We start from the raw sequence: 23,821 nt of genomic DNA, 5'->3' as shown, positions 1-23,821 counted from the left end.
GGTGACGGCATCAGAAAAGCAGATACAGCGGTTAAAATGTGATCCAATTGTCTTCAGCAGCTTGCGCTTTGTTTTCCAGCCTGGCGTGAGTTTGCGTCAACATCAGCGATGTCTTCTGCGCCTCTATGCTGTTACTGCCACCCGGCAGCGTAAACACCGCTACCGCTTTACTCAGGCGGCTGGCCTGTTCTTCCAGCGCGGCGGCGGCGGCGGCAGATGCCTCTACCAGCGCGGCATTTTGCTGGGTTACGCTATCCATTTCCGTCACCGCCTGGCTTACCTGTTCAATTCCACGACTCTGTTCATCCGAAGCGGCGGCAATCTCAGCCATAATATCGGTCACGCGTTTTACCGCGCTGACAATTTCATGCATGGTTTCACCTGCGCTGCTCACCAGCACGGAGCCGGTATCCACACAGCTGACCGATTCGTCAATCAGGTGTTTGATCTCTTTTGCCGCCTGCGCACTACGGCTTGCCAGGCTGCGTACCTCACCGGCGACGACTGCAAAGCCACGTCCCTGCTCACCGGCACGTGCCGCTTCCACCGCCGCATTCAGCGCCAGAATGTTGGTCTGGAAGGCGATGCCATCAATCACGCTGATAATGTCGGCCATCTTTTTCGAACTGTGGGATATTTCGCTCATGGTGGTCACGACATTGTTTACCACCTTGCCGCCCTTCTGCGCCGTTTCCGATGCGCTCAGGGCCAGCTGCGATGCCTGGCGGGCATTATCAGCGTTCTGTTTTACCGTGGCGGTCAGCTCTTCCATGCTGGCAGCCGTCTGCTCCAGGGAAGCCGCCTGCTGTTCGGTTCTGGATGCCAGGTCGCCGCTGTCGTGAGAAATGGTGGTGGCGCTATGATAAATAGTGTTCGCCCCACCGCGCACATCACTGACGGTGCACCGCAAAGAGTGTTGCATCTCACTCAGGCTGAGCGCCAGTTGGCTCATTTCGTTATCACCTTCAGCAGCGATGTCTTCCGTGAGATTACCGCGCGTAATACGCTTGATATGTTCCATTGTGGACATCAGCGGCTTTAGCAAGATGCGTCGCAGCATGATCCACATTAAAACGGTACTGATAACCGACAGACATGAAATAAAAATGGATAGCCCGATTGAATACTCATGATCCCGTTCGTTTATCGCGTTGGCTTCTTTAATCAGCGCCTGATTTTTCCTCAGCCAGTTTTCATAAGCCAGAATAAAGCACTCCTGATATTGTTCCGTGGGCTGCGCCAGAGCGCCTGCCATATCACCTTTATTTAACATCTGTCGCAGCTCGCTCAACGCCTGATGCAGCTGGTGGTAAGCCGCGATAACCTCATCATTATCCTTCTCTTGCGACTGTTTTAGCGATTGCTGAAATGCATGGAATATCGTTTCAGCCTCCTCCAGATTTTTTTTGGAGCTAACCCACAACTCCTGCGAGGAAGCAGCAAGGCTTTTATCTTTTTCATGTAGCGTTAAATAAAGTGCGTAGCGAGCCAGGGTATTACGTGCTTTTAACAACGTCGTGCCAAGATCATATAAGTGCTCTTGCTGCACGCGAATAACATGGTCAATTTCAATATTATGCTGATTTTTTTGCAGAGAGTAATAGAACAAACCGTTAGTTGTTAATTGCATTAGGCTAAATAATGCCAGCACGGCATACAACACCGTTACAATCTTTATATTTTTAAACATATAGTTCCCTTATTTCAAACACAAAAATAACAGTTTGTGTAAAGAATACGCTGTCATGGATGGGTTTACTTCAGATACTCCGTTATTACTGCGGCCTTACCTGCAGCCGTGATTCGCTGTTTTCTTTCCCCGTGCGACGCGTTATTTTAAGTGATCGGTAATTGCAGATGTTTCCGACACGGGCTAATCTGCAACAGCATTAATATGCAACTATTGATGAATAAGAAATTTCCCAAAGACATAAAAAAAGGGCGTCATTATGACGCCCTTTTTTTATTGTGTCACCCCGCTACAATTTATCAGGTTTATTACCTGTCGGGGTTAACGGTATATTTTACGCGCTACGCAAAGTATCCATTAATGCCATTTCTTCGCTGCTTAACAGCTTCTCAATATCTACCAAAATAAGCATCCGCTCACCCAGCGCACCAAGCCCTGTCAGGTATTCGGTAGACATGGTCACCGCAAATTCCGGCGAAGGACGAATCTGATCGGTCGTCAGCGACAGCACATCAGAAACACCATCCACTACGATGCCCACTACGCGATGCTCCAGATTAAGCACAATTACTACGGTGTTATCGTTGTATTGAACGCCCGGCTGCGCGAACTTCACGCGCAGATCGATGATGGGTACAATCACGCCGCGCAGATTAGTTACCCCTTTGATAAACGCGGGGGTATTGGCGATACGGGTCACCTGATCGTAACCACGGATCTCCTGCACTTTCAGAATATCGATGCCGTATTCTTCGTCACCGAGCGTAAAAACCAGAAACTCTTGTCCGACGGTTTCACCGGCCAGTTTCGTTACATTTGCCATTCCAGTCATAGGTTTGCCCCTAATTGGTTACGTTTACGCGGCGCCGGCCACGCGCTTTTCGCGGTTCAATGATTGCAGTGCAGAGACATCAACGATCAGCGCGACGCTGCCATCACCAAGGATGGTGGCGGCGGAGATGCCCGGTACTTTGCGATAGTTGCTCTCAAGGTTTTTCACCACAACCTGATGCTGGCCAATCAGCTGGTCAACCAACAAGGCGTAGCGTTTGCCCGCGCTTTGCAATATCACCACGATGCCCTGAGTCGCCTCGGTTTTCGCGCCCTGCACATCAAAAACGTTCCACAGCTCTACCAGCGGCAGATATTCACCACGTACTTCAAGCACGCATTCGCCACCCGCCAGCGGCTTCAGATCTTCTGCGCTTGGCTGAAGTGATTCCATCACCGCATTCAGCGGCAGGATAAACACTTCATCCGCGACGCGTACTGACATGCCGTCAAGGATCGCCAGCGTCAGCGGCAGCAGAATACGGATAGTGGTGCCTTTGCCCTGCTTCGAGGCGATCTCAACGTGGCCGCCCATCTCCTGGATGTTTCGTTTCACCACATCCATTCCAACGCCACGGCCCGATACGTCGGTAACCTGCTCGGCGGTAGAGAAACCAGGGGCGAAGATCAGCATGCCGACTTCTTCATCGCTCATCGCATCGCTGACCGGCAGGCCAGATGAGAGCGCTTTCGCCAGAATACGCTCACGGTTCAAACCGGCGCCGTCGTCAATCACTTCGATGCAGATATTGCCGCCCTGATGTTCTGCTGACAGGGTCAGATTGCCCACTGCGGTTTTACCATTGGCAACACGCTTCTCGGGCGATTCAATCCCGTGGTCAAGGCTGTTACGCACCAGGTGCGTTAACGGATCGATAATGCGTTCGATCAGGCTCTTATCCAGTTCCGTTGAGCTGCCCAGCAGCGTCAGTTCGACTTCTTTGCCCAGCTTGCTGGCCAGATCGCGCACCAGACGCGGGAAGCGACTGAAGACATACTCCATCGGCATCATACGGATAGACATCACCGATTCCTGCAGATCGCGCGCGTTACGCTCCAGCTGGCCCATGCTGTTCAACAGATCGCCGTGAGCAACCGGGTCAAGCGCGCCAGAGCGCTGCGCCAGCATTGACTGAGTAATCACCAGTTCACCAACCAGGTTAATCAGCTGGTCAACCTTCTCAACTGCCACACGAATACTGCTCGATTCGCTGGTTTTCGCCGGCGCGGCCTTTTTTGTTTCACGTTTTACTGCTGGCACCAGTTCGGTGACCGTGGCTGGCGTCGCAGCGATCTCCGCTTCGGCCATAGTGGTCGGCGCAGCCGGTTCCGGTTCCGCTACCACAGGTGCAGGCGCAGAGGCCGCATCCAGGAAACTGATCTGAGATTCTTCAATAACAAAACAGAGCACCGCCACCAAATCATCTTTATCGATGGTGGTGTCGAGCGTGGCTTCCAGGCTGGTTTCCCCCTTCTGCACATTGCTAACGGTGCCGAGGTTGCTCAGCTCCTCCAGCAACAGGGCCACTTCGTTCGGCTTGAGAGCGCTCAGCTTCAGGCGCAGACCAGATGCAGCAGCAGGCGCAGCGGTAACCGGTTCGGCTTCAGCGGTTTTCGCTGGCGCGATCGTTTCGCCTTTTGCTTCCAGCGCCAGCTGGCGCAGGGCTTCGCAAATGTATTTAAAGCTTTCGGCGTCAGGCTCCTGACCCGCCTTATAGGCATCGAGCTGTTCCTGCATAATATCTTTGGTTTCCAAAAACAGGTTGATGATGTCAGTGCTGAGCTGCATTTCGCCCCGGCGCGCACCGTCCAGAATATTTTCCAGGATATGCGTGGTTTCCTGCAAAACCACGAAGCCAAAGGTGCCGGCCCCCCCTTTGATCGAATGGGCTGCACGGAAAATGGCGTTAAGCTGTTCCGAATCAGGCTCCTGCGGGTCTAACCCCAGCAGGTGTTGCTCCATGTCCGCCAATAGCTCGTCAGCTTCATCGAAGAACGTCTGATAAAAATCGCTGATATCCATGCTCACGGTTATCACCTCTGCTGTGAGTCGCGATCAGGCTGCGGCGTGCTGGCAGGAGCTGGCGGTAAATCGGTTACCGGCTTCTCCTGACTGACCGGCGCGGCCTGTGAAGGTTGAAGATCTGGGTTTATGACCGCAGCAGACGGCTGAGCCGGCGCGGTAATTTGTTTAATACTCTGTGGATCGCTTAGCTCTACAACGTCACTTTCGGCATTCTCTTTTTCGATTTGCGCCTGAGTGTCGCGATTTAGCACCAGCAGGCTGATGCGACGATTTATCGCCTCATTGCCGCCGCGGTTTTTCAGCCGCATGGTGTCGGACATGCCCACCACACGCAGCATTTTGCTGCCATCCAGGCCACCCGCCACCAGCTCACGACGTGAGGCGTTGGCGCGATCGGCCGACAGTTCCCAGTTGCTGTAGCCGCGATCGCCCGTGGCGTACTGAAAATCATCGGTATGGCCTGCAAGACTGATCTTGTTTGGCAAATCGTTTAAAATCGGCGCAATAGCCTGCAAAATATCGCGCATATAAGGCTCAACCTGCGCGCTGCCGGTTTTAAACATTGGCCGGTTCTGGCTATCGATAATCTGGATGCGTAATCCTTCATCAACCAGATTAATAATCAAGTGCGGTCGCAGCGTTTTCAGGCGCGGATCGGACGCGATCAGCTGGTCGAGGCGTTCGCGCAGGCGGTTAAGACGGAGCTTATCCAGCTTGCGTTTTTCCGCGTCCAGATCGATATGTTTCTGTACTTCCCCTTCTTTTCTGCTTGGATCGTCGCCGCCGCCGGGAATCGGGCTTTCACTGTCGCTACTGCGCTGACCGCCAGACAACGCCACTTTTAGCGGCGTCTGAAAATATTCTGCAATCTGCGTCAGCTGCTTGGGGTTTGCGACCGAGATCAGCCACATCACCATGAAAAACGCCATCATCGCGGTCATAAAATCGGCGTAGGCGATTTTCCATGAACCGTGACCACCCTCATGTTTTTTATGCTTGCGCTTTTTTACCACTACGATGGGGTGATTGTGGTTGTTCATGCGTCTTGGCCCGAATTCTGTTTACCGGCTGATTTCGCGTTGCGTACGTGCTCTTCCAGTTCGGTGAACGACGGACGCTCGGTGGAATAAAGCGTTTTACGACCAAACTCAACGGCAATCTGCGGCGCATAGCCGTTCAGGCTGGAAAGCAACGTCACCTTGATGCACTGCATCATCTTGGTGTTTTCCGCACATTTCTGACGCAGCACTGATGCCAGCGGCGAAATAAAGCCGTAGGCCAGCAGGATACCGAGGAACGTACCGACCATCGCATGGGCAATCAGCTCGCCCAGCTCTGCCGCCGGACGATCCGCTGAAGCCAGCGTGTGCACCACGCCCATCACCGCCGCCACGATACCGAAAGCCGGAAGCGAATCGCCCATCGCGCCGATACTTTGCGCTGGCACGTCGCATTCATGCTCGTAGGTTTCGATCTCTTCATCCATCAACGCTTCAATTTCAAACGCGTTCATGTTGCCGCTGATCATCAACCGCATATAGTCGGTAATAAAGTCCACTAACCTGTTATCGGTCAAGATGCGCGGGTAATTAGCGAAAATTTCACTTTCTTTGGGGTTTTCAATATCGCGTTCCAGCGACATCATGCCCTGCTGGCGTGATTTGGCCATCAGACGATATAACAGCGCCATCAGGTCCATATACACGGCTTTATTATATTTAGAGCCGCGGAACAGCATTGGTAACGCTTTTAACGTTGCCTTAATCGCTTTGCCGTTATTGCCGACAATAAAAGCGCCAATACCGGACCCGCCGATAATAACCAGTTCGGAAGGTTGATAAAGCGCGCCCAGGTGACCGCCGACCATCATATAGCCGCCTAACACCGAGCCAACAACGAGGATATAACCCAAGATAACCAGCACAATAAATCCTTACGTCAGTAACGTGTTGGTGGAAGTTAAGCCAGAGAGCCGCAGGCGTTATTCGTCAAAGTGAGGACAAAAAAAAGCAGCGGTTAAAAACCGCTGCTGGATGCCTTTCACAGTGCGAACAAACTTAAACGGCGTGTTTAACCTGTTCATCCAGCAGTTGTGAATTGTTATCGGCAGTCTCTACCGAAAGTTTACGTCTTTTTACCGCACGTGACGGCGGCTGGCACAGGCTACAGGCAAAGCTGCCTACTGGCTGATGCGCATGGTTGATAAAGCTTCCACCGCAGCATTTGCAGTCGGACAGTTCGAGCATGCCACTCTCAACAAAGCGCACCAGAGTCCAGGCGCGGGTCAGCCCCAGCAGCGGGCCATTATCCGACTGCGGACACTGCTCAAGATACAGACGATAAGCTTTGATAACTGCATCCACGCCGCTGGTGAGTTTGCTTTTCAGCAGAAACTTCCAGGCGTTACAGAACATTGAAGCATGAATATTCTGTTCCCAGGTCATAAACCAGTCGGTAGAAAACGGCAGCATGCCTTTTGGCGGCGGACTGCCACGTAGCTCTTTATATAATTTGATTAAACGGCCACGGCTAAGCTGCGTTTCACTTTCCAACATTTGCAGGCGCGCACCCAGCGTAATTAATTCCATCGCCAGTTGAATATCACGTGCTTCCTGTACAATACTTTTTTCGCTCATTATACCGCCCTCTTCTTCGGCGCTTCATCTTTTGCAGCATCGCGTAATAAACGGCTGGATAATAGAATACCTGTGTGAATTTGCTGCAAATCATCCACACGCGATTCCTGCGTCAAGCGGTTAATAAGATTATGGTCGTTAAACCGAAACTGACATACTAACTGGTTAGTTTCCGCTAATTTAACCATTTCCGGCAGCGTTAACTGCGACAAAGTATCAGCCATTGACTCATCGATACCCAAACGGAACATTGCAGAAGCTTTTTCCTGGTTAATTAAACGTTGAGCAAGCAGCAAATATGACAAGTTGATATCGTAAATATGTTTTAATAATTCGGATGTACCCATTTTTTTCCCATCCTGACTAACACTACTTTTAACTGTGCGGAATGGTTACCGCATTCTTGGTTGCTGGCTGGTAAATCTAAAGATGGCAAAAAATCAGCGGCAGAAGCCAAACATTTTCTGAACGTTTTCACATCCCACCGGGATACTGAGTCAGTAATAGTCATAACACCAGGCCATGCATTACTTGAGTTGTTGCTGTCTTCCGTGACGTTCGCTTACAGTTTTTTAAGATAATTCCGAAAGCAGTGCAAATGTATCCCCTCTGATTTCGACATACAACGAGCGATCGGTAAAATTTTAGATAAAGTGTGATCCACGTCACACTTTTAACGCAAATTCTCAAAAAAAATCCATCAGTAACGCTTGTGAATAGTTCATTACACCAGCAAAAAAGCCACTTTTTGCTAAGTTTTTAGCTTTCTGTTAACAAATTCGCATCAAAAGGTTGCTTTTTGCCCAGATTTTATCTGGAAAAGGAAAAATGTGCTGTTACGCAAAATTAACATCCATATATTTTCGTAACCGCCATATTTAATACTGGATCGGGCACAATGAACCCGTTGTGAAATTAATCACTTAGGGTAATTGTTTCGTACGAAGTGGATTGAATTAGCAGGAGTCAAGAGGTCGGATCACCGCTTTATGGCAACGGTTCGTTAACAGTGAAGCGTCATTGTATAGAGCATAGCAGAAGGTGTAACAAGCTGTTACATAAGGAATATGAATGATTTTATGCGAAGACGGAGGGTAGTGATCTACTATCGGCACGGATAAGCGGTTCTTTATCAATAAACGCGTTATTTTTCGCAAATAGTTCGCAACTGCACAAAAAATAGCCTAAGCACACTGCTTTGCGCGTTTTTTCGTTTAGTCTATTAATAAGCGGGAATGCATTATTTTATGCGGGATTCAGGCGTTTTTACTGGTAGCTTATTTCAGCCTCTTCAGGCGTAACGGCTGAGTAAACGGCGGCAAAAAAGAGAAAACGCATCAACCTCCCTGTCGATGCGTTAGCTTAATCAGGCAAGACGTTGAAAGGTTGCGACCTTGTTGTCCGTCTTACCATCTTCAGAGCGCGGCGTAATCGCGCGCAAATCCTGCAGGAAGTTTTCACGCCATGCGCTAATATCGTTTTTGCGCAAGATAGTCATCATGTCGTTATAGCGAGAAATACGCTCGGTACGCGACATGGTTAATGCCTTATCCAGCGCCGCCGCCACTTCATCGCGATCGTAGGGGTTGACGATCAGCGCCGAGGTCAGCTCGTTTGCCGCACCTGCAAAGCGTGACAACACCAGTACACCCGGATCTTCCGGGTCCTGTGCGGCAACGTACTCTTTAGCCACCAGGTTCATGCCGTCACGCAGCGGCGTAATCAGCGCAACGTCGGTCAGGCGGAAAATTTTCATCAGCAGACGGCGATCGAAATGCTGGTTCAGATAGTAGAGCGGCGTCCAGCCCAGAGTGCCGTATTTACCGTTGATGCGCCCTGCTTCCGTCTCCAGCTGGTGACGAATGTCCTGATACGCCTGCACATCGCCGCGTGAAGTCGGCGCGATCTGTGAATAGCGAATTTTGCCGCGATGCTGTGGATAGTTCTCCAGCAGCGCTTCGTAAGCCAGAAAACGCTCCGGCAGACCTTTGGAATAGTCCAGGCGCTCACAGGCGATAATGTTCTTCGCATCGCCCAGCTCACGTTTCATTGCCACCATCTTCGGCGGCAGCGGGCCTTCTGCCATCTCTTTGATGCTGTCTGGCTCGATACCGATTGGATAGACTTCGGTAGCAAAAGTATTGCCAAAGGCGCGATGCAGTTTCGGCCCTTTATGCTGAACCTGGGTCAGCATCGCCATGCACTCCAGGAAAGCCTGGCGATCGTTTTCCGTCTGGAAGCCCAGCAGATCGTAATCGCTCAGCATTTCCAGCAGCTCTTTATGCGGCGGCAGCGCGTTGAAGATTTCTGGCGTTGGGAAAGGGATATGCAGGAAGAAACCAATCCGGTTATTTACCCCGCGCTTACGCAGTTCGGCAGCAAACGGCAGCAGATGGTAATCATGAATCCACAGAATATCGTCTGGTTCAATCAGCGGCAGCAGGCGTTCTGCCAGTAGCTCATTCACATGACTATAGCCGTCCCATGCTTCACGCTGGAACTGCACTAAATCGAGACGGTAATGGAAAGCGGGCCAAATAACGGTATTGGAGAACTGGCAATAGTAGAGATCGTAATCGTTTTGATTCAACGGGAAAGAGGCGTAGGTAATGCCTTCCTGTTTAACAATATCGATTTCTTCACTATCTTCTTCACCAATGGCGCTGATCTCTCCATTCCAGCCGAACCATAATCCACCGGTCGTTTTCAGTGCATCCAGGATACCCACCGCCAAACCGCCAGCGCTGGCTTTTGATCCATCTGGTACAGCGATACGGTTAGATACGACTACTAAGCGACTCATAACCTTGACTCCTTACCGACGTTGTCTTGTCTTGATCTAATTGTAATTTGATTTGCTCCAGCCAGGCATAGACCTCACTTACCCCTTTCAGGCGAAAGTGCGCCTCGCTTGAACCTTCACCGACTTTTACGGATATGCCCTGCAGCGCGTTAACCGCGCGAAATCCTTTTTCATCCGTTAAATCATCACCAATAAATACCGGAATACGTCCGGCAAACGGCGCTTCTCCCATAAATGCTTTGATCGCTTCGCCTTTATCCACACCCTGTGGCTTGATTTCCACTACACATTTACCCGGCTGCAGCGACAGCGTCGGATAATGTTCAACCAGCTTTTGAGCCAGCTGCATGACTTCATCTTCATACTGCACGGCGCGACGATAGTGCAATGCAAACGCCATGCCCTTGGTTTCCAGCTGTGTACCCGGCCACTGCGCCATGGCATTGTGCAGGGTATCGCTCAGCTCCTGGCCCATCGAGGCTGGCAGAGAAATACGATGCAGTTCGCCGCTGGCGTCGCGTCGTTCCGCGCCATGTACGCCAGCTGCCGGCACCCGTAACGGCGCGGCCAGCATATCCAGCTCATGAATGGGACGTCCTGAGACCAGCGCCAGTGCGCCCTCGCTTAATCGTGAAAGCGTCAGCAGCGTTTCTCGTACCGGCTCAGGAATAAAAGCTTCGTCGGGACGCGACTGGATCGCAGCCAGCGTACCGTCAACATCAAAGAAGAATGCATAGAGGCCGCCGCTCAGGGAAGGTAATACGTGGTTTTCTACTGCTACGGTTGTCACACTCTTCCTCCTGCTCGGATTAACACGTTTAACCAGCCGAATAAGGGCTTTGGGTTAACGCGCTTAGAAATTTTTGATGCAGCAAAAGGATGACGAAACTGGGCAGGTTTACAGCGTGGCTGGATGAGACAAGTGGCACAATGCTGGATAGCTAATGATGGCGACTCTTCCGGGTTGACCTGTTACCTGGCCGGCCCTGAGCCGACTGCCCATCTCGCATCACTTTATGCGGACATCGTACCAAACCAGTATAGTCACCAATTCCGGCTTCGCCAGGAATGTACTAATTTTCAGAACATACTGAATTTTGCAAAAAAAGGTGGACTTACTGGTTTAACAGAGCGGGTCCTCGATGGGATCCACCAGTTCCGGCTGTTGATGATGTGGATTGCCTACTGCGCGGCTAACGGGGTGCCAGCTAAACTGCTGCGCATCCAGTGCTGCCTGCCCGGCCAGCTCGCCAGCGCGCTGAGCGGAGGTATCAGGATGTAGCCATTCGCTTACCGCCTGCGCTTCCAGCACCAACGGACGCCTGTCGTGCAGATCGACCATGCCGCGATCGCTGGCTGCGGTGATAATCACAAACCCTTCTTTTTCCTGCGGACGTGCATAAGGCGCATGACCTATCGCCGCGAAAAACAGCGGCTGGCGTTGGCGATGATAGATGTAGTAAGGCTGTTTCTTTTCGCCCTCACGTTTCCATTCGTACCAGCCATCGGCCATCACCACGGCGCGCCCGTGCTGCCACAGCGGACGAAACATTTTGCTTTCTGCCGCCGTTTCTACGCGAGCGTTGATCAAAGGCGCTTTATGCCACCAGGGCGGCGCATAGCCCCAAAATATGGGATCGAGATGCAGCGCATCGTCGCGGTGATTCAACAGCAGCACATGACTACCGGGCGCAACGTTGTAGCGCCCGATCGGCTGCTCATCCCAGGCGATATTGCGTTCTGCCTGGCCTTCAAGCGCTGACAGCCAGGCTTCACGTGATTGAATTTGAGTAAAACGTCCGCACATAGCGCCTCCTTTATAAAGCAGTATAGAAGGCGCGCAGAAATCAGGCGGCGGTACGCCATGCCTGTACGATCTCAGCGGTGCTGATCACCTGCACACCATTACCCGGCAGGATAAGATTGGCCCAGACTTCGTTATGCTGCTCAATCAGCTGCTCTGCCGTGGCCCAGCGGCGGCTGGAGGTGGTATGCGCGTCGGCTGCCACGCGGATAGCGTATCCCTTGCTGCTGCCGACTTTAATGGTAGTATCCACGCAATAGTCGGTGGCGCAGCCGCAGATCACAAAGGAGGAGGCATCCAGCCGTTGTAACAGCTGATCAAGTTCGGTGTTCCAGAAGCTATCGCATGCCTGTTTATTAATGTAGAGCGAGCCCGGCGGCTGATGCAGCTCCGGTAATATTTGCCAGGCTTCGGTTCCTGGCTGCATATCCGTATCCAGATGTTGAATAAAAATGGTGTGTTCAGCGGCGTCAATCAGTTGATTAATACAGGCGACGCGCCCTGCCCGATCGAAACGCGGCGTATTAAAAACGCCGTTTTGCATATCAACCACAATCACTATACGTGCGGACATAGAGTTTTCTCAGTGAGAAAGGGAAGATTCCATCCTGGCTGATGCCTGACGCCGGGGTCAATCCCTGCAGTAGGCGTGGATCACAGTTTAGCATGCAAATGCTGAGGCGGCTGAGTGTCAATAACAGGTGGCATCACTTCGCGCATTAGCGCCATAAACTGGCACAGGCGGGCCGGAGCGGTGTGATAGCTCTGGCGACGCTGGCAGCGGCGGACGACCTGATTGTTCGTCTGCGTAGCCGTTAATGCGGGCCTTCGCTGGTGCCGCGCGCGTCACCCGCTACACTCAGAGAAGAGTCTCTTTCACCAGTGGAGGCATTATGACTGATTACAATAAGCAAAACTTTCCTGTGGAAAAAGTGCGCAAATATCTGGAACCTGGCCCGGTGGTTCTGGTGACATCGAGCTGGGAAAACCAAAGCGCTATTATGACGCTGGGCTGGCATACCATTCTGGAATTTTCACCGTCGCTGGTGGGCTGTATGATCGCCAGCATGAATGTCAGCCACGATTTCATCCGTAACAGCGGCGAATGTGTGATAAATGTCCCTACCCACGAGTTAATCGATCAGGTGGTGGCCATTGGCAACAGTCACGGCGATGAGGTGGATAAGTTCGCAGCTAACCGCCTGAGCATTGAACCGGGCAGCGTGGTTAAAGCGCCGCTGATTGCCGAGTGTTTCGCCAGTTTTGAATGTCGGCTTTACGACGGCGCGCTGGTCGATAATTACAACTTTTTCATCTTTGAAGTGGTAAAGGCGCACGTCGATCCCCAGGTAGCCTTCCCTGCTACGCTGCACTATACCGGCGAAGGTCTGTTTCGGGTTATGGGCGAACAAACCAGCGATCAGCATAAGAAATTCAAGCCGGAGATGCTGATTTAACATGAAAAATTTTCCAGTTAGCCGGTTAGCTGAACAGAAAGAGCGGCGTTAATTGCCGGTGAATAGCAGATTATGCGAGGATGGCTCCCTTAGCGTCACGACCCAATCTGGAGAAGTAAAACAATGGCAATTGAATATGCGGTAATTGCAGGTGGATGTTTCTGGTGTACCGAAGCGGTATTCAAGGACATCATTGGCGTTGAATCTGTAGAGAGCGGCTATACCGGCGGAACGCGCCCTAACCCAACCTATGAGCAGGTATGCAGCGGCGCAACCGGACATGCCGAAGCCATCCGCATCGGTTTTGATCCGGAGAAAGTGAGCTATGGCGATCTGCTGGATATCAGTTTTGTTACGCACGATCCGACCCAACTGAACCGTCAGGGCAATGATATCGGTACTCAGTACCGTTCCGCGATTTTCCCGGCGAACGCTGAACAAGAAGCGGAAGCCAAAGCAGCGATCGCGCGTGCGCAGCAGGATCACAGCGATCCGATCGTGACCACTATCGAGCCGCTGAAAGAGTTTTACCCGGCAGAAGATTACCATCAGAACTATTGGGAAGGCGAAGGCCAGCGCAACGGTTTTTGCATGGCGGTCATTCCACCCAAGCTGCAGAAGCTGCGTAAAAGTTTTGCTAACCGCGTGAAGTCATCTTCTTAAGCTATTGCAGGCGAGGCGAATTGTATAAGGCTTAACCGGCGCTAATAAAAGGGAAAAATAGTGCTTGACCCTTTTATAACAACTCCCTATAGTAGCGCCCCGTTGCCACCCAGCGCGGTGTCAGCAGACAATACGGTGAGGTGTCCGAGTGGCTGAAGGAGCACGCCTGGAAAGTGTGTATACGGCAACGTATCGGGGGTTCGAATCCCCCTCTCACCGCCATATTTAATGAGAAAGCCTGAGCGAAAGTTCAGGCTTTTTTATTTGCATAAAGCACCACAGAGAGGGGTGATGAGAAGCCCCGCCGGGGTTCGACAACCGGCAAAGCCGGTTGGACAGCCACAGGCTGCCCGCAGGGCGAGCGAAGCGAGTCAATCCCCCTCTCACCGCCATATTTAATGAGAAAGCCTGAGCGAAAGTTCAGGCTTTTTTGTATGTATAAAAAAGCCCGGACTGACGTCCGGGCTTGGGCTACAGCTACTCACTCAATCAACTATAAGCGTGCAGCGCGCGCTGACAGAGCGCGGAACGCACACAATCCTCTTTCCCGAACCGCACTACGCTTACCATTTCATCTTCTACAAAACGGTCAAGCGCATCGGCCAGGCCCGATGTCACCCCCGCCGGCAGATCGCACTGGGTAATGTCGCCGTTGACAATAACCGTGACGTTCTCGCCCAGGCGGGTCAAAAACATTTTCATTTGGGCAGCGGTGACGTTTTGCGCCTCATCAAGGATGACCACCGCGTTTTCAAACGTACGTCCGCGCATATAGGCAAAGGGAGCGATCTCCACCTTACCAATTTCCGGACGCAGACAGTATTGCATAAAGGAAGAGCCGAGACGTTTAACCAGAACGTCATAGACCGGGCGAAAATAGGGAGCAAACTTCTCAGAGATATCACCAGGCAAAAAGCCCAGATCCTCGTCGGCCTGCAGCACCGGTCGGGTCACGATAATCCTGTCGACATCCTTGTTAATCAGGGCTTCTGCTGCTTTTGCAGCGCTGATCCAGGTTTTACCGCAACCTGCTTCGCCGGTTGCAAAGATCAGCTGCTTCGTCTCTATGGCGTTAAGATAGTGCGCCTGAGCCTCATTACGCGCTTCGATAGGTGAACGATCGCGTGAATCACACGCCATACCGATGGCGTCCAGGCCGCCCATGTGCACCAGCGAGGTGACCGATTCTTCTTCACGCTGCCGGTGGCTGCGTGAATCGCTACGAAGCACTCTGCGTGCTTCACGACGCGCTTTGATCACTGCTTTCTGTCTTCCCATAGTGGCACCTTACAGTTGGTTTCATTTCCCGCACCGGAGCTGGTCTGGTGCGATTACGTGAACGCTTTAGAGGGTGGCTTCCTTCAGAGCCTTACGAGCCATTGAATGAGCGCATGCCGCAGACATACGCCGGAAATCATAAAAGGGACGAGTTAAGCCGAGAGGATTGATAAAAGAAGCAAATAGTCTGGAGAAAGAAAAACTCTCGCGAAAAGTCTTGCGATGTTTTTTATTTAAAACGGGCTGTCCATTACAGGACTTTTCCATTCGCATTCTCCATCGAGGAAGCTGAGCATTACAGACTACCGACCTGTATAAAGTGCAACAGATTCTTATAATTTTGCAATAGCAATTTTAACCAAATGAATAAAAAATAACCGTCCGGCATCCATAGAAAAGTGACTCTGTTAATTTATATTTATAAATCAGGGAGTTAAAAAACAAAAATAGTGGTGAGATAATTCAGAAATTTCATAACAGGAAAGAAAGCGGAATAGCAAAGAGAAAGATCGAGCAAAAAACCGTCTCCCGCCATTTATAACCTGGCGGGAAATCGTAAGTTAATCAGGCCTCCAGTAATGACTGAGCCAGATAATGTTGATTATTTATCACGCCCGGCAGCACAAAGAAATAGCCGCCCCCTGTGGGTTTAATATATTCCTCCAGCGCCTCGCCATTGAGCCGTTGTTGCACGGTTAAAAATCCTTTTTCTAAATCGTGCTGGTAGCACACAAACAGCAGCCCCATATCCAGCTGACCCGCAGACGTAATGCCGGCGGAATAGCTGTAGCCACGACGCAGCATCAGGCTGCTTTGTGTTTCCGGCGTACGTGGGTTGGCCAGACGAATATGTGCATCCAGCGGAATCATCTCCCCCTGCGGATCCTGCGCGTAATCCGGTTCGTCGTGCTCATGTTTCATCCCCAGCGGCGCGCCGCTGAGCTTTTCACGGCCAAAGATGGTCTGCTGTTCACCCAACGGCGTACGGTCCCAGAACTCGACGCGAAACTGAATAATGCGTACCGCCTGATAACTGCCGCCCACGGCCCAGGCGGGCTCCTGCTGATCCTGCGTCACCCACAGTATCGAATCCATTAAAGCCCGGTTTGTGGCGTCGGGATTGGCCGTACCATCTTTGAAGCCCAGCAGGTTAATGGGCGTTTCCTTGCCTTTACTGCGCGCCGCATGGTCCGGGATAAAGCCTTCGCGCCGCCAGCGTACCGCCAGCAAATCAGGCGTATGTTTAATGATATCGCGCAGCGCATGGATCACGGTATCGTTGGTGTTGGCGCAAATCTGCAGCAGCAGGTCACCATGACAGCTTTCCGCGTCCAGCGCGTCGTTGGGAAAACGCGTCATGGTTTGCAGCTTTGCAGGCTTCAGCGCCGTAAGACCGTAACGATCGTCAAACAGCGCCTCGCCTACCGAAACGGTGATCGTCAGATTATCGGGCCAGATACGTTCGCCAAGGATGCCGGAATCAAGCGGCGGCAACTGGGGATTGGTGACCAGCGGTGCCATGCCGCCCATGGTCAGAAAAGCGATGCGTTCAGTGAGCAGTTTAAACAGCCGCACAAGGTCGTTTTTATCGCCTGCCAGCACATCAAAAGCCACCAGCATTATCGCAGCCTGCTGCGGCGTGGTGATCCCGGCCTGGTGCGGCCCGTAAAACGGCTGGCGCTCTTCCCGGGCATTGGGAGAAAGCGCCCCTGGCGAGAAGCTTTCCGCCGCCGCAGCGCTTACCGGGCAACCGCTGCCAACCACAGCGGCCCCGCTCAACAGACCAAGTCCTTTTAACAGGCGACGCCGTGAAAGCATCGCCGCGTCGGTCACTTTTTCCATCCGGCTTAATCCAGTCCCAGCGTGCCACGCAACAGAGCCAAATCTTCCGCCAGGACGGTAATCGGCCCTTTTAAGCGGTTGCGATCGGTTATGGTCAATTTTTCATATGAGGCGAAGCCATCCTGCGTACGGTATTTGGTCAGGATGACATCGACTTTTTTGAAGTTGTTATCCACCTTGCTTAGCAACTGCGGATTGGCTTTTTCCAGCTGCGGACGCAGCAGATTGACGATTTTCTGCGCGCCATCAACGTTGGCCTGGAAATCCCACAGATCGGTACGGCTGTAGCGATCTTCTTCACCGGAAATTTTGCTGGCGGCGACTTCTTCAATCAGGCCAGCTGCGCCGCCCACCACTTTGCCCGGCGGAAAAGCCAGCGCATTGATGCGTTTTTGCAGTTCCAGCGTGTCCTGATACAGACGATCGGCATAATCGTTCATGCCTTCGGTGCTGCGATCGCCAAACAGTGCTTTTTCCAGACGATGGAAACCGGTGAATTTAGGATCCGCCGCTTTTTGTTCATAGTCATCTTCACGCGCGTCAATGCTGCCGTCCAGGTCCGAGAAGAGTTCAGCGATCGGTTCGATACGCTCATAGTGCTGCCGGGTTGGCGCATAGAGCGACTGCGCTTTTTTCACATCACCCGCTTTAACCGCGTCGGTGAAAGCTTTAGTGCCGCTGACCAGCTGCGCCACTTCGCCAACAACCCAGCTTTTATATTTGGTAATCGCCCCGCTTAGCTGCATCAGCTCAGCCTGTTTGCCGCTGCTCTGCTCAGTGCCGGTCGCCTTAACGATCAGTTTGCCTTTCGGGTTGCTGAGCAGGCCGCAGGTCATCTCATATTCGCCAGGCTCAAGATTGGCGGTGAGCTTTTGCGTAAAGCCCGGCGCGATATTTTCACGCTCTTCTACGACCATAACGCCTTTGAGGATCTCCCACTCCAGTCCTTTCTGGCTGTTGTTACGAATAATAAACTGGGTTTTACCGGCATTAACGGTAAGCGCCATCGGTTCACACTGTTTATCGTTAACGCTGACATTTACCTGCGGCACGTCAGCCGCGCCGGACACAGCGGAATACGCCAGAAGAGAAGCCAGTAAGGCTTTGCGGCGAGAAATCATGGTCATCAATGTAGTCCCTGTTAAAGTCACAAACAGGCGCGACAAACGCGCCATTGGTTTTAGCTTGTTGAACGTGCCGCTGCGGCACCCGGCCGGGCAGGCATAAAAAAGAACAGTAGCGCCGGAATCAGATAGATAAACCAGACTGCGACTTCGCTAACGGTAGGCGTCTCCTGGTAACCCAGCAGGCTTTCCAGTAGCGTCCCGAACAGGGTGTGCGTGGAGAGTGCGTTACTGAGATCAAAGGCGATGGTTTGGTAGTGATTCCACAGTCCCGCTTCATGGAAGGCGCGGATCGCCCCGGCAGCCAGGCCGGCGGCAACAAAAATGATAAACAGGCTGCTCCATTTGAAAAATTTTGCCAGGTTGAGTTTGACGCCGCCCCAGTAGATTAGCGCGCCGATAGCCGCAGCCATGATCAGTCCGAGCACAGCGCCAACGGGCGGCGCCATCCCCACATCCTGGGTAAAGGCGGCCAGCAGGAAGAAGACCGATTCCAGCCCTTCGCGTGCCACGGCAAGAAACACCATCAGTACCAGCGCCCAGCCATTGTGACTGCCTTTTTGCAGCGCCTGGTCGACGGCATCTTCCAGTTGCGCTTTGACGTTGCGCGAAACGTTACGCATCCAGAAAACCATCCAGGTAAGGATCGCTACTGCTATCACCGCCACGATACCTTCAAACAGCTCCTGTTCCTTTTGCGGGAACTCACCGGTTGTGGTGTTGATAAACACGCCAAGCGCCAGACAGAGCGCGGCAGCAGTAAAGACGCCAGCCCACATGGCACCGAACCAGCGGGTGCGTTGGGTACGCTTCAGGTAGCTGGCAATCAGGCTGACAATAAGTGCTGCTTCCAGCCCTTCGCGTAGCATAATTAGAAAGGGTACAAACATGCCTGATCCTCAGTAGTTTTAGTTCGCGTAAAGTGACGTAAAGATGCGTAAACACAAACGATACTGATTATCATTATCGGCACAAAAAAAACAAGACGCCGCAGTGATTATTTATCAGGGCGCAGGAAATTTAAGCCAGCGACGTTTTTCTGCGTCAGGGCTGCTTCAGCGGCAAGTAGGACTACTTCAGCTCCCCTCCCCGATCTTTTTAATCGGCAAAGTCACCAGCGGTTTAATCTCTTTCAGCACAAACATACTTTGCATCTCTTTAATTCCGGGAAGACGCCGCACTACCGACATGGCGAAATCGGCATAGGAATCCAGATCCGAAGCCACTACCTGCAGTAAAAAATCAGCATCGCCGCCAATGCTGTAGCAGGCCACCACATCTTCCAGCGCGGTCACTTCCTCTTCAAACTTCCTTGCTTCCGCTTCGCTGTGGCTGTCGATCGCTACTCGCACAAACACCATAACGCCCAGGCCTATTTTTTTGCGATTCAGGACTGCGCGGTAGCCCTGAATCACTTCATCCTCTTCCAGCTTGCGTACTTTGCGCCAGCATGGCGAAGCGGACATGCCGATTTTTTCGGCCAGTACCTGGTTTGTGACACGCGCATCATCCTGTAACAGCTTCAGGATTTTCATTTCTGTCGGGCTAAGCGCCATAAAAGAAAGTTCCTTTCGTTTTCACCGTGATAAAAGATGATTTTTTCCTGACACAAGCAAAGAAGCAAGCGATATAGGTAACAATTTCCCTTCCGGCTACGGCATAATACATTCGCAACTTTAATGATTAATTGAAGTGAATGCCGAAAGGAACCGACTCGTATGTTAATGCATATCGTCTTGTTTACGTTTAAAACCCCATGGAGCTGGGCATCCATTGAAGCTATCGATGCGGAAAGAACGACGCGTGTGCACCCTAATTACATTGATGAAATTAAAGGATGGGCCTGTGGTCGCAACATCACCCGCCGTCATATCGCGGCTGATTTTGTGGTTATCGGCATGTTTGAAGGCCGTGCTTGCTGAAAAACCAGGAATCGAATATGAAATTTGATGCCAGCCAACATCGTTGCACGATTATCATCGATAAAGATTTGCCCGCCGGTCTTGCCATCAACGCCGCGAGCGTGATCGGCATTAGCTTTGGCCGCACCGTTGAAAACCTGGTAGGCCCGGACAGGCAAAGTCTGGACAACATCAATTACCCGGGCGTGATTTACGCGCCGCTCCCGGTACTGCTGGCGCCAGGCGAGGTTATCCATGAACTGCAAAACACGGCTGAAAATGATGAAGAGATCTATGTTATGCCATTCAGCGCTCTGGCTCAGTCCTGTAAAACCTATGATGAATATGGCGAACGCATTTCTTCAGTCAACAGCAGTAATATCGAACTGGTCGCCATTGGGCTTATCGGCCCGAAAAAGAAAATCACCAAAATCACAGGCAACCTGCCGCTCTATAAATAACAAGTCATAACATGCCGAACGCCATCAAACAGGCAGCTTAATCGCAGAGGCTGGCTATTTTGTGCAGCAGCGTACAGGCATGCCCACATGATGATGGTGACATGGCCGTTCCGCTCTCTCACCGTTTGGGGAGCGCAGGGAGAAGGCGCTACCGTGTTTGCCAACCGGTGTCGTGAACATCTGGACCTTAAGCCCTGCTGGCGCAATCTTTCTTTTATTGAACAGGAATCACTATGCTGGGAACCGCACAAATCCTCTCTTATATCGCCGCGCTTGGATTAGCTGCGGCTATACCAGGTCCGGGGATGACCGCCCTGGTCGCCCGCAGCGTTAGCGGCGGTGCCGTGACGGGCTTCACCATGTTGACCGGTTTGATTCTGGGCGACCTGATTTACCTCTCTGTGGCGGTGTTTGGTCTGGCGGTTATCGCCCATAACTACACTTCGCTGTTTACCCTGATTAACTGGGCGGCCTCGTTCTATTTATGCTGTCTCGCCTGGCAGTTCTGGCGCTATCAGCCGCAGGCGGTGAATATCGATCAGCGGGCGACGCGCAAACAGCTGGCCTCCGCCTGGTTCTCCGGGCTGACCATTACGCTGGGCAACCCGAAGACTATCGCCTTTTATCTGGCGATCCTGCCGCTGGTGATTTCGCTGGACAACGTCTCGTTGCAGATCTGGGGCATGATGCTGGTGCCGCTGACCATTTTCGTGCTGTTGGCTGTCGGTGCCGTATTTATCCTCGCGGCGCTTAAGATACGCCATTTCCTTACCAGCGCTGAAGCGCAGCGCCTGCTGTTCCGCTCTGCGGGCGCGATTATGTTGCTGGCGGCCATCGGCATGGTGGCAAAAACGCTGTAGCTGTATTCAGTTATCCACGACCCCGGGGGCGAGGACTTCCCTGGGGGTGTCAACACGCTCAGCTACCGCGTAGCGGATTGCGCTCGCAGGCTTTGCAACGAGCACCGCTGACGGCCTGCGGCATCAAAGTTCTCCGGCGCAAGCCAGCTGCGTAGCGCCATATCCACTTCCGGCCACTCTTTATCGATAACAGAAAACCAGTCGGTGTCGCGGTTACGGCCTTTTGTCACCAGCGCCTGGCGAAAACGCCCTTCATACTGAAAACCCAACCGTAACGCAGCACGACGAGAAGCTTCATTCAGACTGTTGCATTTCCATTCATAGCGGCGATAGCCCAGCGTCTCGAAGGCATAACGCATCAGCAGCCACTGTGCCTCGGTTCCCATTGCCGTGCGGGTTAACAGCGGTGAAAAATGTACGTGCCCCACTTCCGTCACGCCATTCACAGGATCGATACGCATCAGCGCCAGTGACCCGACAGGCATCATGTTCTGTTTATCGATTACCGCAAAGTGAAGCGGATCGTTGAGATTTTCCACGCTCTTTACCCAGGCGGCAAAACTGGCGTTGCTGTTGTCAGGCTCCCGCAGCAGCCATGTCCAGTCGCGGGCATCGGGTGCCTGCTGAAACGCGGCGTACAATGCCTGCGCATGGGTCATGTTTAGCGGTTCCAGGCGGCAGAGGCGGCCCTCAAGCTGCGTGCGTTGCGGATGTGGGTGCGGCTGCCAGTCAGATAACGGCTCGCCAACTGGCTGACCAAATTCATTATAGTGATGCATTATGCCTCCTTAGCTGTTAGAGAGGCAGAGCATATAAAGGTACTGGTTCCTTAAAAAGCGCCACAGTGGTACGTTTTTATGGTACCACCAGGAGATGTGATGAATATTCCCGACGACGCTTTTTATACGCTGCTTGAAAATGCGCTGGCACAGCGAGGCGGCGTAACCCGCCAGCGTGCGCTGTACCAGGCTTTACGTGATGCCATCCTTGCAGGAAAGCTACAGGCCCGAAGCCGCCTGCCAGGATCGCGTACCATCGCGCAACGACTAACGCTATCGCGCAATACGGTTAACGGCACGCTGGAACAGCTGGCGCTGGAGGGCTATCTGCTACGCGACCGCAAGGGTTCGCAGGTTGCGACGCTGGCGGCGCAAAATACTTTTTCGGTGAATACCAACAGCGTTTCCTTGCCAGCGCATCTGATGCAGCTTCCGTCTGGCAGCCAGCGCGATTCGCCGCCTTTGCTTTTTACGCCCGGTACGCCCGCTCTCAACTACTTTCCAATGCCGCTCTGGCGTCGTTTACTCACTCGCGTTCTGCATGAAGAAAGTTGCACGCTGTTGGGCTATGGCGATGCAGCAGGCGAATGGTCGCTGCGGGTGGCAATTGCACGACATCTGGCGCTGGCGCGCGGCATTCACTGCGACGCTTCGCAGATTATCATTACTGAAGGCGCGCTGGAGGGGCTAAGCCTGTGCGCACGTTTGCTGACGCAGCCGGGCGAAAGCGCCTGGATTGAAGATCCCGGTTATCTGGGGGTGAAAAGCGCGTTTACTGCGGCAGGACTGGTCCCTGAAGCGATCCCTGTAGATAATGAAGGGCTATGCTTTGCTAATTTCACTGCCTTACCGCCCCGAATAATTTTTACTTCGCCATCGAATCAGTATCCCACCGGAGCAGTGCTCAGCGCCGCCCGCCGCCTGGCGCTGCTGACGTTTGCCCGGCAACATCACGCCTGGATTGTTGAAGATGATTATGACAGTGAGTTTCGCTACGACAACGCGCCCATACCGGCCATGGCAGGCATGCAGCCTGATGCGCCGGTAATCTATCTTGGTACATTTAGCAAAACCCTGTTTCCGGCACTGCGCACCGGATTTATCGTGTTGCCGCCCGCTCTGGCGGTGGCGGCGCGGCCAGTGGTAGGCGCGCTGCTGCGCGGCGGGCATCGGGCGGAACAGCGCGCGCTGGCGCGATTCATCGAAGAAGGACACTATGCGCGTCATCTTGCGGCGATGCGCCGTCTCTATCGCAAACGACAGCAACAGCTACGCGCAGCGCTGGCGAATCATCTAACCGAGCCGTTCACCATTACTGGCGGAAACGGCGGCCTGCATCTTACCATCACGCTTAATGCTATTGATGATGTCAGGCTGGCCCAACAGGCGCGTCAGTATCAGCTGGCGCCCGCCCCGTTAAGTCAGTTTTATCTTGATAAGAACCCTGCCCGATACGGGCTGGTGCTGGGCTACGGCAATACCTCCGCCTCGCAGTTTGTTCCGGCGATAGAGCGGTTACAGCAATTGATGACACGTCTGCGCCATCAGGCGAGCGGAAAGTAGCCTCTACCCTGCGCTGAGCAAAAGGGGGGAATGTAGCAGAAACAGTGCGGCCTGCCATAAGCAGGCAGGCCGCGATCAGAGGAAATATTCCTGTAAGGTCATC

At 52.7% G+C, this 23,821-nt stretch carries 22 protein-coding genes, 1 tRNA gene and 2 pseudogenes; 7 read left to right on the top strand and 18 right to left on the bottom strand.

Features of this window, described 5'->3' with window-relative positions; genetic code table 11:
* Positions 1–31: 31 nt before the first annotated feature.
* From ACQE3Z_RS03710 to ACQE3Z_RS03660, 11 genes and pseudogenes are all read right to left on the bottom strand, one after another.
* Positions 32–1,690, bottom strand: coding sequence for a methyl-accepting chemotaxis protein (locus tag ACQE3Z_RS03710; RefSeq protein WP_426972213.1), 1,659 nt, complete (start codon positions 1,688–1,690; stop codon positions 32–34).
* 334 nt (positions 1,691–2,024) lie between these two features.
* The gene (gene cheW, locus ACQE3Z_RS03705; protein WP_085071426.1) at positions 2,025–2,522 is read right to left on the bottom strand and encodes a chemotaxis protein CheW; all 498 of its coding nucleotides are present in this window, start codon (positions 2,520–2,522) and stop codon (positions 2,025–2,027) included.
* Between the two features lie 24 nt (positions 2,523–2,546).
* A complete protein-coding gene (gene cheA / locus ACQE3Z_RS03700) occupies positions 2,547–4,544 on the bottom strand; it encodes a chemotaxis protein CheA (protein WP_426973047.1) in 1,998 nt (665 codons plus the stop codon).
* A gap of 11 nt (positions 4,545–4,555) precedes the next feature.
* Positions 4,556–5,587, bottom strand: a complete 1,032-nt coding sequence (gene motB / locus ACQE3Z_RS03695; RefSeq protein WP_426972211.1) for a flagellar motor protein MotB — start codon at positions 5,585–5,587, stop codon at positions 4,556–4,558.
* Positions 5,584–6,471, bottom strand: a complete 888-nt coding sequence (motA, locus tag ACQE3Z_RS03690) for a flagellar motor stator protein MotA (RefSeq protein WP_426972209.1) — start codon at positions 6,469–6,471, stop codon at positions 5,584–5,586. Before motA ends, motB begins: the two co-directional genes overlap by 4 nt.
* Positions 6,472–6,604: 133 nt before the next feature.
* A complete protein-coding gene (flhC, locus tag ACQE3Z_RS03685) occupies positions 6,605–7,183 on the bottom strand; it encodes a flagellar transcriptional regulator FlhC (RefSeq protein WP_426972208.1) in 579 nt (192 codons plus the stop codon).
* On the bottom strand, positions 7,183–7,530 hold the full coding sequence (gene flhD / locus ACQE3Z_RS03680) for a flagellar transcriptional regulator FlhD (RefSeq protein WP_085071421.1): 348 nt from the start codon (positions 7,528–7,530) through the stop codon (positions 7,183–7,185). The genes flhC and flhD overlap by 1 nt, the downstream gene beginning before the upstream one ends.
* A 1,019-nt stretch (positions 7,531–8,549) precedes the next feature.
* Positions 8,550–9,986, bottom strand: coding sequence for an alpha,alpha-trehalose-phosphate synthase (gene otsA, locus ACQE3Z_RS03675; RefSeq protein ID WP_426972207.1), 1,437 nt, complete (start codon positions 9,984–9,986; stop codon positions 8,550–8,552).
* Positions 9,983–10,776 (bottom strand): annotated as a pseudogene (gene otsB / locus ACQE3Z_RS03670) (trehalose-phosphatase). Before otsB ends, otsA begins: the two are co-directional and overlap by 4 nt.
* 333 nt (positions 10,777–11,109) lie before the next feature.
* Complete coding sequence (locus tag ACQE3Z_RS03665) at positions 11,110–11,793, bottom strand: SOS response-associated peptidase family protein (RefSeq protein WP_426972205.1); 684 nt, start codon at positions 11,791–11,793, stop codon at positions 11,110–11,112.
* A gap of 40 nt (positions 11,794–11,833) precedes the next feature.
* Positions 11,834–12,364 (bottom strand): isochorismatase family protein, encoded by a 531-nt coding sequence (locus tag ACQE3Z_RS03660; RefSeq protein WP_085071418.1) that lies wholly within the window; start codon positions 12,362–12,364, stop codon positions 11,834–11,836.
* A 319-nt stretch (positions 12,365–12,683) separates the two neighbouring features.
* Here ACQE3Z_RS03660 and ACQE3Z_RS03655 point away from each other — a divergent pair, with 319 nt between their 5' ends.
* The 3 genes from ACQE3Z_RS03655 to ACQE3Z_RS03645 all read left to right on the top strand — a co-directional run bounded on the left by ACQE3Z_RS03655 (position 12,684) and on the right by ACQE3Z_RS03645 (position 14,132).
* Positions 12,684–13,247 (top strand): flavin reductase family protein, encoded by a 564-nt coding sequence (locus tag ACQE3Z_RS03655; protein ID WP_426972203.1) that lies wholly within the window; start codon positions 12,684–12,686, stop codon positions 13,245–13,247.
* Positions 13,248–13,370: 123 nt separating this feature from the next.
* Entirely contained in the window at positions 13,371–13,910 is a 540-nt protein-coding gene (gene msrA, locus ACQE3Z_RS03650; RefSeq protein WP_085071416.1) for a peptide-methionine (S)-S-oxide reductase MsrA, read from the top strand.
* Positions 13,911–14,044: 134 nt separating this feature from the next.
* Positions 14,045–14,132 (top strand) — tRNA-Ser (locus tag ACQE3Z_RS03645).
* 267 nt (positions 14,133–14,399) lie between these two features.
* Here ACQE3Z_RS03645 and phoH read toward each other — a convergent pair.
* From phoH to ACQE3Z_RS03615, 6 genes are all read right to left on the bottom strand, one after another.
* The gene (gene phoH, locus ACQE3Z_RS03640) at positions 14,400–15,188 is read right to left on the bottom strand and encodes a phosphate starvation-inducible protein PhoH (protein ID WP_085071414.1); all 789 of its coding nucleotides are present in this window, start codon (positions 15,186–15,188) and stop codon (positions 14,400–14,402) included.
* 66 nt (positions 15,189–15,254) lie between these two features.
* The gene (locus ACQE3Z_RS03635; protein ID WP_426972202.1) at positions 15,255–15,455 is read right to left on the bottom strand and encodes a hypothetical protein; all 201 of its coding nucleotides are present in this window, start codon (positions 15,453–15,455) and stop codon (positions 15,255–15,257) included.
* Between the two features lie 297 nt (positions 15,456–15,752).
* Positions 15,753–17,030 (bottom strand): iron uptake transporter deferrochelatase/peroxidase subunit, encoded by a 1,278-nt coding sequence (gene efeB / locus ACQE3Z_RS03630; protein ID WP_426972201.1) that lies wholly within the window; start codon positions 17,028–17,030, stop codon positions 15,753–15,755.
* A gap of 5 nt (positions 17,031–17,035) precedes the next feature.
* Complete coding sequence (gene efeO / locus ACQE3Z_RS03625; RefSeq protein WP_426972199.1) at positions 17,036–18,157, bottom strand: iron uptake system protein EfeO; 1,122 nt, start codon at positions 18,155–18,157, stop codon at positions 17,036–17,038.
* A 53-nt stretch (positions 18,158–18,210) separates the two neighbouring features.
* Positions 18,211–19,044 (bottom strand): iron uptake transporter permease EfeU, encoded by an 834-nt coding sequence (gene efeU / locus ACQE3Z_RS03620; RefSeq protein ID WP_426972198.1) that lies wholly within the window; start codon positions 19,042–19,044, stop codon positions 18,211–18,213.
* A 186-nt stretch (positions 19,045–19,230) separates the two neighbouring features.
* Positions 19,231–19,710: an Lrp/AsnC family transcriptional regulator gene (locus ACQE3Z_RS03615; RefSeq protein WP_085071410.1), complete on the bottom strand. Its 480-nt coding sequence runs from the start codon at positions 19,708–19,710 to the stop codon at positions 19,231–19,233.
* Between the two features lie 162 nt (positions 19,711–19,872).
* Here ACQE3Z_RS03615 and ACQE3Z_RS03610 point away from each other — a divergent pair.
* From ACQE3Z_RS03610 to ACQE3Z_RS03600, 3 genes and pseudogenes are all read left to right on the top strand, one after another.
* Positions 19,873–20,067, top strand: a pseudogene (locus tag ACQE3Z_RS03610) (Dabb family protein); the annotation flags it as partial.
* Positions 20,068–20,093: 26 nt separating this feature from the next.
* Positions 20,094–20,516, top strand: a complete 423-nt coding sequence (locus ACQE3Z_RS03605; protein ID WP_250650187.1) for a DUF2000 domain-containing protein — start codon at positions 20,094–20,096, stop codon at positions 20,514–20,516.
* Positions 20,517–20,749: 233 nt separating this feature from the next.
* Entirely contained in the window at positions 20,750–21,376 is a 627-nt protein-coding gene (locus tag ACQE3Z_RS03600; RefSeq protein ID WP_426972197.1) for a LysE family translocator, read from the top strand.
* A gap of 62 nt (positions 21,377–21,438) precedes the next feature.
* Here ACQE3Z_RS03600 and ACQE3Z_RS03595 read toward each other — a convergent pair whose 3' ends face one another.
* Complete coding sequence (locus ACQE3Z_RS03595; RefSeq protein ID WP_426972196.1) at positions 21,439–22,155, bottom strand: GNAT family N-acetyltransferase; 717 nt, start codon at positions 22,153–22,155, stop codon at positions 21,439–21,441.
* A 99-nt stretch (positions 22,156–22,254) separates the two neighbouring features.
* Here ACQE3Z_RS03595 and ACQE3Z_RS03590 point away from each other — a divergent pair, with 99 nt between their 5' ends.
* A complete protein-coding gene (locus ACQE3Z_RS03590; RefSeq protein ID WP_426972195.1) occupies positions 22,255–23,718 on the top strand; it encodes a PLP-dependent aminotransferase family protein in 1,464 nt (487 codons plus the stop codon).
* Positions 23,719–23,821 lie beyond the last annotated feature (103 nt).

The sequence above is a fragment of the Pantoea sp. FN0307 genome (assembly GCF_050113815.1).
Classification (GTDB): domain Bacteria; phylum Pseudomonadota; class Gammaproteobacteria; order Enterobacterales; family Enterobacteriaceae; genus Mixta; species Mixta alhagi.
The sequence above is the reverse complement of the archived record's forward strand: the minus strand, read 5'-3'. Positions and strand labels throughout refer to the sequence as shown.